Annotated in this window: 10 protein-coding genes; 7 read left to right on the top strand and 3 right to left on the bottom strand. The window is 59.8% G+C overall.

Translation table 11 applies throughout. The annotated features are described in order from the left end of the window. Positions 1 to 576 precede the first annotated feature (576 nt). The 7 genes from BMS17_RS18080 to BMS17_RS18050 all read left to right on the top strand — a co-directional run bounded on the left by BMS17_RS18080 (position 577) and on the right by BMS17_RS18050 (position 12,534). Positions 577 to 2,628 carry a bifunctional diguanylate cyclase/phosphodiesterase gene (locus BMS17_RS18080; RefSeq protein ID WP_046026449.1) on the top strand — a complete coding sequence of 684 codons (2,052 nt, stop codon included), beginning with the start codon at positions 577 to 579 and terminating at the stop codon, positions 2,626 to 2,628. Between the two features lie 245 nt (positions 2,629 to 2,873). Further along, positions 2,874 to 4,223 carry an imelysin family protein gene (locus BMS17_RS18075; protein ID WP_077432194.1) on the top strand — a complete coding sequence of 450 codons (1,350 nt, stop codon included), beginning with the start codon at positions 2,874 to 2,876 and terminating at the stop codon, positions 4,221 to 4,223. Between the two features lie 276 nt (positions 4,224 to 4,499). Continuing rightward, positions 4,500 to 5,927 (top strand): di-heme oxidoredictase family protein, encoded by a 1,428-nt coding sequence (locus tag BMS17_RS18070; protein ID WP_077431353.1) that lies wholly within the window; start codon positions 4,500 to 4,502, stop codon positions 5,925 to 5,927. Between the two features lie 27 nt (positions 5,928 to 5,954). After that, complete coding sequence (locus BMS17_RS18065) at positions 5,955 to 7,019, top strand: imelysin family protein (RefSeq protein WP_046026451.1); 1,065 nt, start codon at positions 5,955 to 5,957, stop codon at positions 7,017 to 7,019. 14 nt (positions 7,020 to 7,033) lie between these two features. Further along, positions 7,034 to 8,131, top strand: coding sequence for a DUF1513 domain-containing protein (locus BMS17_RS18060; protein WP_077431352.1), 1,098 nt, complete (start codon positions 7,034 to 7,036; stop codon positions 8,129 to 8,131). 205 nt (positions 8,132 to 8,336) lie between these two features. Beyond that, positions 8,337 to 9,485, top strand: a complete 1,149-nt coding sequence (locus BMS17_RS18055) for an efflux RND transporter periplasmic adaptor subunit (protein ID WP_046026453.1) — start codon at positions 8,337 to 8,339, stop codon at positions 9,483 to 9,485. A gap of 13 nt (positions 9,486 to 9,498) precedes the next feature. Then, positions 9,499 to 12,534 carry a multidrug efflux RND transporter permease subunit gene (locus tag BMS17_RS18050; RefSeq protein ID WP_077431351.1) on the top strand — a complete coding sequence of 1,012 codons (3,036 nt, stop codon included), beginning with the start codon at positions 9,499 to 9,501 and terminating at the stop codon, positions 12,532 to 12,534. A 197-nt stretch (positions 12,535 to 12,731) separates the two neighbouring features. Here the strand turns inward: BMS17_RS18050 and BMS17_RS18045 are convergent, their stop codons facing one another. The 3 genes from BMS17_RS18045 to BMS17_RS18035 are packed head-to-tail and all read right to left on the bottom strand — an operon-like array spanning position 12,732 to position 14,348. Further along, a complete protein-coding gene (locus BMS17_RS18045) occupies positions 12,732 to 12,959 on the bottom strand; it encodes a hypothetical protein (RefSeq protein ID WP_077431350.1) in 228 nt (75 codons plus the stop codon). Positions 12,960 to 12,961: 2 nt separating this feature from the next. Next, a complete protein-coding gene (locus BMS17_RS18040) occupies positions 12,962 to 13,675 on the bottom strand; it encodes a lipopolysaccharide kinase InaA family protein (RefSeq protein WP_046026455.1) in 714 nt (237 codons plus the stop codon). Positions 13,676 to 13,679: 4 nt separating this feature from the next. After that, a complete protein-coding gene (locus BMS17_RS18035; RefSeq protein WP_046026456.1) occupies positions 13,680 to 14,348 on the bottom strand; it encodes a class I SAM-dependent methyltransferase in 669 nt (222 codons plus the stop codon). Positions 14,349 to 14,392: the final 44 nt, after the last annotated feature.

Genomic DNA, 14,392 nt, shown 5'->3' with positions numbered 1-14,392 from the left:
GGCTGAGTGGAGGTGTTCATCCGGGGAGTGGCGCGCAGCGCCGTTCGACGCAGTCGAACACGCTGCATGTAGGTCGAAGCGAAGCCGACCGGAGGGCAGTGTCCCCGGAGGGATACCGGAGCGAAGGAACGCCGAGCCCCAGCGAGGGGCCGGACGCTCGGGGCGAGCCTTTTTTTGCTTACTTTTTTTTGGCGTTTGAAAAAAAAGTGAGTCGCCGTAAGGGCGAAACCCTAAGCAGCCGTTACCGCAGCAACGGATATGTACACCCCCCACAGCCTCAACGCGCCCTCAAAAAAACCAGGCCAAAATCGGACGATGAAACCAGCGATCAACCCCTTGCCCCAACGCCACACCCGTCTAACATCAACCAAAAGGAAAAATAGTCCCCATCCCCCTCAAGTTGAAGGACCCAACTACCGACACAGTACTAATCGGACAAATACCCTAGGCAACTGCATATCGGCCAAGCCCACAGGCAAAAACCCCCTGTGATTGATTGTCCCTTTGACTGCAAACACAGGATTGCCAATACTCATGGCAACTTGATGCTACCCGCACGGAACAAGGAATAACCCTTTGAAGCTGGAACTCAAGAACAGCTTGTCGGTGAAGTTGCTCCGGGTCGTGCTCCTGTCGGCATTGATCGTCGGCGTGGTCTTGAGCTGTGCGCAAATCGTCTTCGATGCCTACAAGACGCGCCAGGCCGTGGCCAATGACGCCGAACGCATCCTCGACATGTTCCGCGACCCCTCGACCCAGGCGGTCTACAGCCTGGACCGGGAAATGGGCATGCAAGTGATCGAAGGCCTGTTCCAGGACGACGCCGTGCGCCAGGCCTCCATCGGCCACCCCAACGAAGCCATGCTCGCGCAAAAAACCCGCGAATTGCAGCATTCAAACAGTCGCTGGCTGACCGACCTGATCCTCGGCAAGGAACGCACCTTCACCACCCAACTGGTAGGTCGCGGCCCTTACAGTGAATATTACGGCGACCTGAGCATCACCCTCGATACCGCCACCTACGGGCAGGGCTTCATCGTCAACTCGGTGATCATCTTCATTTCCGGCGTGCTGCGCGCCTTGGCCATGGGCCTGGTGCTGTACCTGGTCTATCACTGGCTGCTGACCAAACCGCTGTCGCGGATTATCGAACACCTGACCGAAATCAACCCGGATCGCCCCAGCGAACACAAAATCCCGCAGCTCAAGGGCCACGAAAAAAACGAACTGGGGATCTGGATCAACACCGCCAACCAGTTGCTCGAATCCATCGAACGCAACACTCACCTGCGCCACGAAGCGGAAAACAGCCTGTTGCGCATGGCCCAGTACGACTTCCTCACCGGCCTGCCAAATCGCCAGCAATTGCAGCATCAACTGGACAAGATCCTGGTCGACGCCGGCAAATTGCAGCGTCGGGTCGCCGTGTTGGTGGTGGGCCTGGATGACTTCAAAGGCATTAACGAACAATTCAGCTATCAGACCGGCGACCAATTGCTATTGGCCCTGGCTGACAGGTTGCGGGCTCACAGTGGCCGCCTCGGCGCCCTCGCCCGTCTGGGCGGCGACCAGTTCGCCCTGGTCCAGGCCGATATCGAACAACCCTACGAAGCCGCCGAACTGGCGCAAAGCATTCTCGATGACCTGGAAGCGGCGTTTGCCCTCGATCATCAGGAAATACGCCTGCGCGCGACCATTGGCATCACCTTGTTTCCCGAGGATGGCGACAGCACCGAGAAGCTGCTGCAAAAAGCCGAACAGACCATGACCCTGGCCAAGACGCGCTCACGCAATCGCTATCAGTTCTACATTGCCAGCGTCGACACCGAGATGCGCCGCCGTCGCGAACTGGAAAAAGACCTGCGCGACGCACTGCTGCGCAATCAGTTCTACCTGGTCTACCAACCCCAAATCAGTTACCGCGACCACCGGGTGGTGGGCGTCGAAGCGTTGATTCGCTGGCAACATCCCGAACATGGCCTGGTGCCGCCCGATCTGTTCATTCCGCTGGCCGAGCAAAACGGCACCATCATTGCCATTGGCGAATGGGTGCTGGATCAGGCCTGCAAACAGCTGCGTGAATGGCACGACCAGGGCTTCCCCGACCTGCGCATGGCGGTCAACCTGTCCACCGTGCAATTGCACCACGCCGAGTTGCCGCGAGTGGTCAATAACCTGCTGCAAATGTACCGTCTGCCACCGCGCAGCCTGGAACTGGAAGTGACCGAAACCGGCCTCATGGAAGACATCAGCACCGCCGCCCAACACCTGCTGAGCCTGCGCCGCTCCGGCGCGTTGATCGCCATCGATGACTTTGGCACCGGCTATTCGTCACTGAGTTATCTGAAAAGCCTGCCGCTGGACAAGATCAAGATCGACAAGAGCTTCGTGCAAGACCTGCTCGATGACGACGACGATGCAACCATCGTTCGAGCGATTATCCAGTTGGGCAAGAGTCTGGGCATGCAGGTCATTGCCGAAGGCGTGGAAACCGCCGAGCAAGAGGCCTATATCATCTCCGAAGGCTGCCACGAAGGTCAGGGCTATCACTACAGCAAACCCTTGCCGGCACGTGAGTTGAGCGCCTACCTGAAACAGGCCCAGCGCAGTAACGCGGCTATTTTGTAGATTTGTAGAGATTCGGAAATCGCAGCCTCGTTTCACTCGACAGCTCCTACATGGGCCCCCGTGCTTCTGTAGCAGCTGTCGAGTGAAACGAGGCTGCGTTTCTTTTGATCCACGACACAACCCCGTGTGAATAAGAAATATTTCCACCTGCAACCCTTTACACATAATGCGAAAGATTTGCATTATGTCGCAGTTTTGCGCGCGTGAAGCGCCCTTCCACCCCCTCTTGAAGCAGGATGTTCGCCATGATTCGTATGCCTCTGGCTACCGCCAGTCTGTTGGCCATCGCTATTTCCCTCGCCGGTTGTGGCGAAGGCAAAGACAAGACCACGGCAGCGCCAGCGCCTACACCAGTCGCCAGCGCTGCCGCTGCTCCAGCGGCTGCGCCTGCCGCTGTCAGCAAAGTCGATGAAGCCGCCGCCAAAGCCGTTGTCGCGCACTACGCCGACATCGTCTTCGCCGTATACAGCGATGCCGAATCCACCGCGAAAACCCTGCAAACCGCCGTCGACGCCTTCCTCGCCAAGCCGAACGCCGACACCTTGAAAGCCGCCAAGGCTGCCTGGGTCGCTGCCCGCGTTCCTTACCTGCAGAGTGAAGTGTTCCGCTTCGGCAACACCATCATCGACGATTGGGAAGGTCAGGTTAACGCCTGGCCACTGGACGAAGGCCTGATCGACTACGTCGACAAATCCTACGAACACGCACTGGGTAACCCTGGCGCCACGGCCAACATCATCGCCAACACTGAAGTTCAGGTCGGCGAAGACAAGGTTGACGTGAAAGACATCACCCCGGCAAAACTCGCCAGCCTGAACGAGCTGGGTGGTTCCGAGGCCAACGTTGCGACGGGCTACCACGCCATCGAATTCCTGCTGTGGGGCCAGGACCTGAACGGCACCGGCCCAGGCGCCGGCAACCGTCCTGCTTCCGACTACCTGGAAGGCAAAGGCGCTACCGGTGGTCACAACGACCGTCGTCGCGCTTACCTGAAGTCCGTGACCCAACTGCTGGTCAGCGACCTGGAGGAAATGGTCGGTAACTGGAAGCCGAACGTGGCTGACAACTACCGCGCCACGCTGGAAGCCGAACCGGTTGATTCCGGCCTGCGCAAAATGCTGTTCGGCATGGGCAGCCTGTCCCTGGGCGAACTGGCGGGCGAGCGCATGAAGGTTTCGCTGGAAGCCAACTCCCCGGAAGACGAACAGGATTGCTTCAGCGACAACACCCACAACTCGCACTTCTACGATGCCAAAGGCGTTCGTAACGTGTACCTGGGCGAATACACCCGCGTCGACGGCACCAAAATGACCGGCGCCAGCCTGTCGTCCCTGGTGGCCAAAGCCGACCCGGCTGCCGACACCACTCTGAAAGCCGATCTGGCCGCGACCGAAGCCAAGCTTCAGGTCATGGTTGATCACGCCAACAAAGGCGAGCACTACGACCAACTGATCGCCGCTGGCAACACCGCGGGCAATCAGATCGTGCGTGACGCGATCGCTTCCCTGGTCAAGCAGACTGGCGCGATCGAAGCCGCCGCTGGCTCGCTGGGTATCAGCGACCTGAACCCGGACAACGCTGATCACGTATTCTGATCAACGCTGGCTGAATAAAAAGGCGACCTTCGGGTCGCCTTTTTCATACCTGCCAACCACCGATTCGATCGTTCCCACGCTCTGCGTGGGAATGCAGCCCGTGACGCTCCGCGTCACACCAAAAGCCGAACGCGGAGCGTCCGTTGAGGCATTCCCACGCAGAGCGTGGGAACGATCACCCTGCGCCAGATCAAGCAAACGATAATTCCTCTTATTCAAATTCCCATCCCCTGTTAGACTTTGCGCCCTTGTTTTGCTCGCCTTGCAGGATGTCTGATGCCCCCGCTGCCTCTTCGCTTGTCCGCACTGTTGCTGGCCCTGGGCCTGAGTGCCTGCGATGACGCCCCGCGTTTTACCAAGGCCGAACCCGGTGAAGCCCGTTCCGGTGGCAGCGCGACCGTACGCAAGACCGATCAGAACTCGTTTTCCCTGCCGTCCGCCAATCTGCCGCCGTCACGGCGCGTGGACTTCAGCGTCGGCAACAGTTTCTTTCGCAGCCCCTGGGTGATCGCGCCGTCGACCACCACCGCCCGTGACGGCCTCGGCCCGTTGTTCAACACCAATGCCTGTCAGGGCTGCCACATCAAGGACGGTCGCGGTCATCCGCCAACACCGGATGCGCCGAACGCCGTGTCGATGCTGGTGCGCCTGTCGATCCCCAATGCGCCGGCCTATGCTCACGTCATCGAGCAGCTTGGCGTGGTGCCGGAGCCGGTCTATGGCGGGCAGCTCCAGGACATGGCCGTGCCCGGTGTCGCGCCGGAAGGCAAAGTGCGCGTTGATTACACGCCCGTTGCGGTGCGTTTCAAGGACGGCACTGAAATTGAACTGCGTAAACCGCGTCTGAACATCACTCAATTGGGCTACGGCCCGATGCACCCTGACACCCGTTTCTCGGCACGTGTCGCACCGCCAATGATTGGCCTGGGCTTGCTTGAAGCGATCCCCGAGGAGGCGATCCTGGCCAATGCCGAGGCGCAGGCGCAGGCCAAAAATGGCATCGCCGGACGTCCGAACCAGGTCTGGGATGACGTGCAACAGAAGACCGTTCTCGGGCGATTTGGCTGGAAAGCCGGGCAACCGAACCTCAATCAACAAAATGTTCACGCGTTTTCTGGCGACATGGGCCTCACGACGAGCCTCAGACCCTTCGATGACTGCACCGATGCGCAAACCGCCTGCAAACAGGCGCCCAATGGCACCGGCCCCGATGGCGAGCCGGAAGTCAGCGATAACATCCTGCGTCTGGTGCTGTTCTACACCCGCAACCTTGCCGTACCGGCCCGCCGCGATGTCGGTGCGCCCGACGTCCTGGCCGGCAAAAACCTGTTCTATCAGGCTGGATGCCAGTCCTGTCACACACCGACGTACACCACCGCCGCCAACGCCGCCGAACCTGAACTGGCCAATCAAGTGATTCGCCCATACAGCGATCTGCTGCTGCATGACATGGGCGACGGTCTGGCCGACAACCGCAGCGAATTCCAGGCCAGTGGCCGCGACTGGCGCACGCCGCCGTTGTGGGGCATCGGCCTGACACAGGCGGTCAGTGGCCATACCCAGTTTTTGCATGATGGCCGCGCACGCAATCTGCTCGAAGCCGTGCTCTGGCATGGCGGTGAAGCGACGGCCGCGCAGCAACAGGTTTTGTCTTTCAATGCCGAACAACGCGCTGCGTTGCTGGCATTTTTGAACTCACTTTAAACACTTATAAAGAATCGGGAGCCCGACATGTTCCGCCCCAAACTGTTGTTCACCAGCCTTGCAGCACTCGCTCTGGGCGCCTGTTCACCGCAGGATCCGCAAGCCGTGACATCGGCCGCCATCGCCAAGTCGGTGATCCTGCCGACTTACACCCGCTGGGTTGAAGCCGACCGCCAACTGGCTGTCAGCGCCCTCGCCTACTGCGAAGGCAAGGAAAACCTCGACACCGCCCGCGCTGATTTCCTGCACGCACAGAAAGCCTGGGCCGAGCTGCAACCGCTGCTGATCGGTCCGTTGGCCGAGGGTAACCGTTCGTGGCAGGTGCAGTTCTGGCCGGACAAAAAGAACCTGGTCGGCCGTCAGGTTGAACAACTGGTCAGCGCCCAGCCGCAGATCGATGCAGCGGCCCTGGCCAAGTCCAGCGTGGTGGTTCAGGGGCTCTCGGCCTATGAATACATTCTGTTCGACAGCAAGCCAGACGTGGCCAACGACGCGCAAAAAGCCAAGTACTGCCCACTGCTGAAAGCGATTGGCGAGCGTCAGAAACAGCTGGCCGAAGAAATTCTGCAAAGCTGGAACAGCACCGACGGCATGCTCGCACAATTGAGCAAATTCCCGAACCAGCGCTACGCCGACTCCCACGAAGCCATCGCCGATTTGCTGCGTGTACAAGTCACTGCCATCGACACCTTGAAGAAAAAACTCGGCACGCCGATGGGCCGTCAGAGCAAGGGCGTGCCGCAGCCATTCCAGGCTGATGCATGGCGCAGCCAGTCGTCCCTGACCGGTATCGAAACCAGCCTCGCCGCGGCCAAAACCGTGTGGGAAGGCGTCGACAACAAAGGCCTGCGCGGCCTGTTGCCGGCTGAGCAAAAGCCATTGGCCGACAAAATTGATGCCGCCTACGCCGCCGCACTGAAACTGTTCGCCAGCAATCAACGCTCGCTGACCGAAATGCTCAAAGACGACGCCGGCCGCCAGCAGCTCAACGATCTCTACGACAGCCTCAACGTTGTCCATCGCCTGCACGAAGGCGACCTGGCCAAGGCGCTGGGCATTCAACTGGGCTTCAACGCCAACGACGGTGACTGATGAGGGCGAGTGCCATGCTGCGACGTCAGGCTCTGACTTTAGGTAGTTTGCTGCTGGGAGCAGTGACACTGGGCGGCTGGACGCTGTTCAAGCAAAAGGACAAAAGCCCGTTGCTGCTGTCGGCGCGGGACGATACCGATGGCAAGCATTACGCCGTCGGTTATCGGCTGGACGGCACCCGGGTGTTCGCCACCCAGGTCGGCCAGCGTTGCCATGACATCATCAATCACCCGACGCAGCCGATCGCGCTGTTCGTCGCCCGTCGTCCGGGCACCGAAAGCTACCTGATCGACCTGCGCGACGGCACGTTGCTGCAGACCATCGTTTCGCAGCCAAACCGACATTTCTACGGCCATGCCGTGATTCACAAGAGCGGTGACTGGCTGTACGCCACCGAGAACGATACCTCCGATCCAGGTCGCGGCTTGCTGGGTGTGTATAAGTTCGAAGGTGAACGGCTGGTGCACAGCGGTGAGCTCTCGACGCACGGCCTCGGCCCGCATCAGGTGTCGTGGATGCCTGATGGGGAAACCCTGGTCGTGGCCAACGGCGGCATTCGCACCGAGGCCGAAAGCCGGGTCGAGATGAACCTCAATGCCATGGAGCCGAGCCTGGTGCTGATGCAACGCGACGGCACCCTGTTGAGCAAGGAAACCCTGGCCCAACAGATGAACAGCGTGCGCCACCTCGGCATCGCCAGCGACGGCACGATCGTCGCCGGTCAGCAATTCATGGGGCCATCCCACGAGTCTTCGGAATTGCTGGCGATCAAGCGTCCGGGCCAGCCGTTCGTAGCGTTCCCGGTGCCTGAGCATCAATTGCAGGCCATGGGGCATTACACCGCCAGCGTCGCGGTGCACAGCGATCTGCGCCTGGTGGCGTTGACCGCGCCACGGGGCAACCGCTTTTTCATTTGGGACCTGGACAGCGGCGAAGTACGCCTGGATGCGCCACTTCCCGATTGCGCCGGGGTCGGTGCGGTGGCCGATGGGTTTGTCGTGACGTCCGGGCAGGGACGCTGCCGGTTCTATGATTGCCGCCAGACAAACCTTGTTGCAAAACCCCTTGAGTTGCCTGCGGGGCTCTGGGACAACCACCTGCACCTCATCTGATACACCCGGCCCTTGTAGGAGCCGAGCTTGCTCGCGATGGCGGCTGCACATCCAGCATCGCGGTTACTGACACACCGCTATCGCGAGCAAGCTCGGCTCCTACAGGTTTTGCGCTTGCCTGTAAATTCTGCCAGTTGGAATCACCCGCGCACTCGGGGTAATGTGCCTGCCTGTCTCACCTGATTTTCTCCAAGGAACTGGAAATATGCTGCGTCGCCGCATGCTGATCATGTTGGGTGTTGTGCTGCTGATTGTACTGGTCCTGGCCGCTTACAAAGCCTTCTCCATCTACACGATGATTCAAGGCTTCTCCGCGCCAAAGCCACCGGTCAACGTCGCCGTGGCCACGGCAATCGAGCGGCCGTGGCAAGCGCGCCTGCCGACCGTCGGCACTCTCAAGGCGCTGCAAGGGGTGGACCTGAGCCTGGAGACTGACGGCACGGTCACGGACGTACAGTTCCAGTCCGGACAGAAGGTCAAGGCCGGCCAGCCTATCGTCCAGCTCGACAGCGCCGTGGAAACCGCCCTGCTGGAAACGGCTCAGGCCGATCTCGGGTTGGCCATGGTCGATTACTCCCGTGGCAGTCAACTGGTCGGCAGCCAGGCCATTTCCAAAGGCGAGTTCGATCGCCTCTCGGCCGTGCTGAAAAAGAGCAAGGCTACAGTCAATCAGCTCAGGGCCGCACTCGGCAAAAAAAGCATTCATGCGCCGTTCAGCGGGACCATCGGCATTCGCCAGGTGGACGTCGGCGACTATGTCGCCACCGGCACCATGATTGCCACCCTGCAAGATCTCAGCAGTCTCTACGCCGACTTTTTCGTGCCTGAGCAGTCCGTGCCGAAAATCGCGGTCGGCCAGCCGGTGCAAATCATTGTCGCGGCGTATCCGGCGCAGCAGTTTCCCGGGACCATCAGTGCGATCAACCCGAAAGTCGAGAACAGCACGCGTAACGTGCAAGTGCGCGCCACCCTGGCCAATCCCGACGGCAAATTGATGCCAGGCATGTTCGCCAACCTGGACGTGTTGCTGCCCAACCCGCAGCCACGCATCGTCGTACCGGAAAGCGCGATCACCTACACCCTCTACGGCAATTCGGTGTACGTGGCCGCGCAGAAAAAAGCTGAAGATGGCAGCGTCGAGAAGGACGACAAAGGCGAGCCGATCCTGGTCGCCGAACGGCGTTTCGTCGAAACCGGTGAACGCCGCGAGGGGCTGGTGATCGTTACCAAAGGTGTGCAGAACGGCGAAAAAGTGGTCACGGCCGGCCAGATCAAACTGGACAACGGTGCGCACATCGCGATCAGCGACGACAAGACCCTAGCCGAGAAGAACAGTCCGCCGCGCGCGGACTGATCAAGGAATCCCCATGGCTTTTACCGACCCGTTCATCCGCCGCCCGGTCCTCGCTACCGTGGTCAGCCTGTTGATTGTGCTGCTGGGCTTTCAGGCCTGGAGCAAACTGCCGCTGCGCCAATACCCGCAAATGGAAAACGCCCTGATCACGGTGACGACGGCGTACCCCGGGGCCAACGCCGAAACCATTCAGGGCTACATTACCCAACCGATGCAGCAAAGCCTGGCCAGCGCCGAGGGGATCGACTACATGACCTCGGTCAGTCGCCAGAACTTCTCGGTCATCTCGATCTACGCGCGCATCGGCGCCAACACCGACCGTTTGTTCACCGAGCTGTTGGCCAAGGCCAACGAAGTGAAGAACCAACTGCCCCAGGACGCCGAAGACCCGGTACTGAGCAAGGAAGCCGCCGACGCCTCGGCGCTGATGTACATCAGTTACTTCAGCAAGGAGCTGAGCAACCCGCAGATCACCGACTACCTGTCGCGGGTCATCCAGCCGAAACTGGCGACCTTGCCGGGCATGGCCGAAGCCGAGATTCTCGGCAATCAGGTCTTTGCCATGCGCCTGTGGCTGGACCCGGTAAAACTCGCCGGCTTCGGCTTGAGCGCCAGCGACGTGACCAACGCGGTGCGCCAGTACAACTTCCTCTCCGCCGCCGGCGAAGTGAAAGGCGAGTACGTGGTGACCAGCATCAACGCCAACACCGAGCTCAAGTCCGCCGAGGCCTTTGCGGCCATTCCCTTGAAGGTCGATGGCGACAGCCGTGTGCTGTTGCATGATGTGGCGCGGGTTGAAATGGGCGCGGAAAACTACGACACCATCAGCTCCTTCGGCGGCACGCCCTCGGTGTACATTGGCATCAAGGCCACGCCCGGCGCCAACCCGCTGGACGTGATCAAGGAAGTGCGCAAGATCATGCCGCAGCTGGACGCCCAGCTGCCGCCTAACCTCAAGGCCGAGATTGCCTACGACGCCACGCTGTTCATCCAGGCCTCGATCGACGAAGTGGTGAAAACCCTGTTCGAGGCAGTGCTGATCGTGATTGTGGTGGTGTTCCTGTTCCTCGGCGCATTCCGTTCCGTCGTGATCCCGGTGGTGACCATTCCGTTGTCGATGATCGGCGTGATGTTCTTCATGCAGATGATGGGGTATTCGATCAACCTGCTGACCCTGCTGGCGATGGTATTGGCCATCGGCCTGGTGGTGGACGACGCCATTGTGGTGGTGGAAAACATCCACCGGCACATCGAGGAAGGCAAGACACCGTTCGATGCGGCCATCGAAGGCGCCCGGGAAATCGCCATGCCGGTGGTGTCCATGACCATCACCCTGGCGGCGGTCTACGCGCCGATCGGCTTTCTGACGGGGCTGACGGGGGCGCTGTTCAAGGAGTTTGCCCTGACGCTGGCCGGCGCGGTGGTGATCTCCGGGATCATTGCCCTGACCTTGTCACCAATGATGTGCGCACTGCTGCTGCGTCACGATGAAAACCCCAGCGGCCTGGCCCACCGCCTGGACCTGATTTTCGAAAGCCTCAAGCGTCGTTATCAAAGCATGCTGCACGGCACGCTCAACACCCGGCCAGTTGTGCTGGTGTTCGCCGTGATTGTGCTGTGCCTGATTCCGGTACTGCTCAAGTTCACCAAATCGGAACTGGCGCCGGACGAGGATCAGGGCATCATTTTCATGATGGCCAGCGCACCGCAACCGACCAACCTCGATTACCTGAACACCTACACCGACGAGTTCGTCACGATCTTCAAGGCGTTTCCCGAGTACTACTCTTCGTTCCAGATCAACGGTTTCAACGGCGTGCAATCGGGGATCGGCGGCTTCTTGCTCAAGCCGTGGAACGAGCGCGACCGCACTCAAATGCAGATCCTGCCCGACGTCCAGGCCAAACTGGAAAGCATCCCGGGCTTGCAGATTTTCGGTTTCAACCTGCCCTCCCTGCCCGGCACCGGCCAGGGCCTGCCGTTTCAGTTCGTCATCAATACCGCCAACGATTACGAGTTGCTGCTGCAAGTGATGGACCGGGTGAAAAAGCGCGCCATGGAGTCCGGCAAGTTCGCCTTCGTCGACGTCGACCTGGCCTTCGACAAGCCCGAGGTGGTGGTCGATATCGACCGCGCCAAGGCCGCGCAGATGGGTGTGTCCATGCAAGACCTGGGCGGAACGCTGGCGACGTTGCTGGGGGAGGCGGAAATCAACCGTTTCACCATTGAGGGGCGCAGCTACAAGGTCATCGCGCAGGTCGAACGCCCCTTCCGGGACAATCCGGACTGGCTGAACAACTATTACGTGAAGAACACCAAGGGCGAATTGCTGGCCCTGTCGACCCTGATCACCGTGACCGACCGTGCGCGGCCACGGCAGCTGAACCAGTTCCAGCAACTCAACTCGGCCATCCTTTCAGGGGTACCGCTGGTCAGCATGGGCGAAGCCATCGAGGTCGTGCGGCAGATCGCCCGGGAAGAAGCGCCGGTGGGCTTCGCCGTCGACTATGCCGGGGCATCGCGGCAATACGTTCAGGAAGGCAGTGCGCTGTGGGTGACCTTCGCCCTGGCACTGGCGATCATTTTCCTGGTACTGGCTGCGCAGTTTGAAAGCTTTCGCGACCCGCTGGTGATTCTGGTGACCGTACCGCTGTCGATTTGCGGCGCGTTGATCCCGCTGTTCCTGGGCTGGTCGAGCATGAACATTTACACCCAGGTCGGGTTGGTGACCCTGATCGGGCTAATCAGCAAGCACGGGATTTTGATCGTCGAGTTCGCCAACCTGTTGCGCAAGGAAAAAGGGCTGACGGCTCGTGAAGCGGTCGAGGAAGCGGCGGCGATTCGACTTCGCCCTGTACTGATGACCACGGCAGCGATGGTGTTCGGCATGGTGCCGTTGATCATCGCGACGGGCGCGGGGGCGGTCAGCCGGTTTGATATCGGCACGGTGATCGCTACGGGGATGTCGATCGGGACGTTGTTTACGTTGTTCGTGTTGCCGTGCATCTACACATTGCTGGCCAAACCCGACGCTAAAGAACGCGCATGACCGCACGGCTGACGCTCGCTCCCACGCTCTGCGTGGGAATGCAGCCAGGGACGCTCCGCGTCCCACCAAAGGCCGAACGCGGAGCGTCCGTTGATGCATTCCCACGCAGAGCGTGGGAATGATCCAGCAGCAGCTTGGAAATCGGGCAATAAAAAGGCCTCGCAGATGCGAGGCCTTTTATTTTGGTTTCAATCGGGTCAACTTTGCGGCCTCATTCCCTGAGCAAGTCCGAACATGAGCAACAACAGATCGTGGTCGGGTTGCGCTGCCGAGGAGGCTTTGATTGCCCGTGGAATTGGACAGTGAGCATCGCTGCTCACTGAACTGAGGACCTGCGTGCGAGGCTGCTCCCAGGCAGCCACCGCCAAAGTAGCAACTGCCAAGGCTCCAACTAAAAACAAACCTCGTGCAATTTCTAGTTTCATCGCTATAAACCCTTGATAGCGCTGCCAAACGCCGTCTCATAAAAGTAGACGAGTTTTTTCCAGTCCGCAGCGCTGAACGACGAGTGGCGACGCAGTTGCTTCATGTCATGTGCAGCCGCCTGATAAGCCGTCATACGCTGTCGGCACTTCTCCAGGTCGATCAAGGCAATTTCGACCTTGGCCGACTCACCTTCACCGGTGACCCGCAGAAACACATGCTTGATGTAGATGCAGCTGTGCTGCCACCGCCCCTTGTGCATGCGGGCGAGGTTTTCGGCCAGATCTTTCAACACACGATCATTCACCGCTTCGCCATGACGCTCTCGACCACCACCGGCGTACCACTTTTCGATTTCGTCGAAGCCATCCAGCGACTTGGTCACCAGCAATGCGCGCCATTTGTGTACAGGGTCGCGCTGTGCGCCGCAGAAAACGATTTCCGGAACACGCACGTCAAGCTTGCGCAGACCGATGAGTGCATCTTGCTCACGCAATACGGTAGGGCGGCCAAACGGGTGCAACCAGCTTCGATAGATATGGCCGGTCTGACGCTTGGCGTAGAGCAGTTGTCCATCGCTGCCCATGACACGCTGCACACCACTTTCCCCACCGCGGCGAACGTTGGGTTCTTCTACCCATTCACCGCGCTGGCTCCAGAAAAAATCGAAGCGATCCTTTGGAGCGACTTCCGTTTCTGCTGCACATTGCACTGCCATCCTGTTACCTCTTGCGTAATACGTAAACGCGCCACATGGCGTAGAGCGGAATAAAGTCCAGTTTTTCCTGGATACGGAAACCCGCTTGCTCGAATTCCTTCTCCACCGTTGCGGCCGGTAACACAAACCGGTTTTGGTAACCTTCCTGCCCACGTCGCGCTTCTGAGCGCTTGCGTTTCCAGGCCTTGAAGTTACCGTCCACCCACAACGAAAGGATCACGCTGTCACGGGAGACACGCTGAAATTCGCGCAAAATGGCCAGTCGATGCTCGGCATCACCGATGTGGTGCAGCAGACGCATACAGAAAATGCTGTCGACGGCGTTATCTGGCAAGGCGATGTCGAAGGCAGAAGTGTGCAAGGGTTGTACCCGTTTCACCACGTCGGCGGGTTGCGCCTGCATGGCAATCTTCACCATCGATTCCGAGTTGTCTGCGCCGATGATGGCCCGGTTGGCTTTTTCCGCCAGCATCGGCCAGAAACGCCCTGCACCGCAAGGCAAGTCGAGCACCAGGCCAGGCTCGCCGACCAGTGTCAGCGCCTTGCGTGCCAGCTGTATGTCACGCCAGTGGGACAGCTTGCGACCGAGGCCGTCCTGATGCTTGCGCAGGTAGCGTTGAGCGTGTTGATCATCGTACTTTTCGGAAAAATCGAGTTTGATCGGGCCGTCCATCATCAGGTCTCCTGAAATGCTGATGTCACCAACCTTATGTATTT

Origin of the sequence: Pseudomonas sp. C9, assembly GCF_002000165.1 — a bacterium.
Lineage (GTDB): Bacteria > Pseudomonadota > Gammaproteobacteria > Pseudomonadales > Pseudomonadaceae > Aquipseudomonas.
This window is presented reverse-complemented; position numbering and strand designations above follow the sequence as displayed.

Coding starts and splice junctions, on each gene's coding strand:
- BMS17_RS18075 (WP_077432194.1), top strand. CDS start 2,874: ATGATTCGTATGCCTCTGGCTACCGCCAGTCTGTTGGCCATCGCTATT.
- BMS17_RS18070 (WP_077431353.1), top strand. CDS start 4,500: ATGCCCCCGCTGCCTCTTCGCTTGTCCGCACTGTTGCTGGCCCTGGGC.
- BMS17_RS18065 (WP_046026451.1), top strand. CDS start 5,955: ATGTTCCGCCCCAAACTGTTGTTCACCAGCCTTGCAGCACTCGCTCTG.
- BMS17_RS18060 (WP_077431352.1), top strand. CDS start 7,034: ATGCTGCGACGTCAGGCTCTGACTTTAGGTAGTTTGCTGCTGGGAGCA.
- BMS17_RS18055 (WP_046026453.1), top strand. CDS start 8,337: ATGCTGCGTCGCCGCATGCTGATCATGTTGGGTGTTGTGCTGCTGATT.
- BMS17_RS18050 (WP_077431351.1), top strand. CDS start 9,499: ATGGCTTTTACCGACCCGTTCATCCGCCGCCCGGTCCTCGCTACCGTG.
- BMS17_RS18045 (WP_077431350.1), bottom strand. CDS start 12,959: ATGAAACTAGAAATTGCACGAGGTTTGTTTTTAGTTGGAGCCTTGGCA.
- BMS17_RS18040 (WP_046026455.1), bottom strand. CDS start 13,675: ATGGCAGTGCAATGTGCAGCAGAAACGGAAGTCGCTCCAAAGGATCGC.
- BMS17_RS18035 (WP_046026456.1), bottom strand. CDS start 14,348: ATGGACGGCCCGATCAAACTCGATTTTTCCGAAAAGTACGATGATCAA.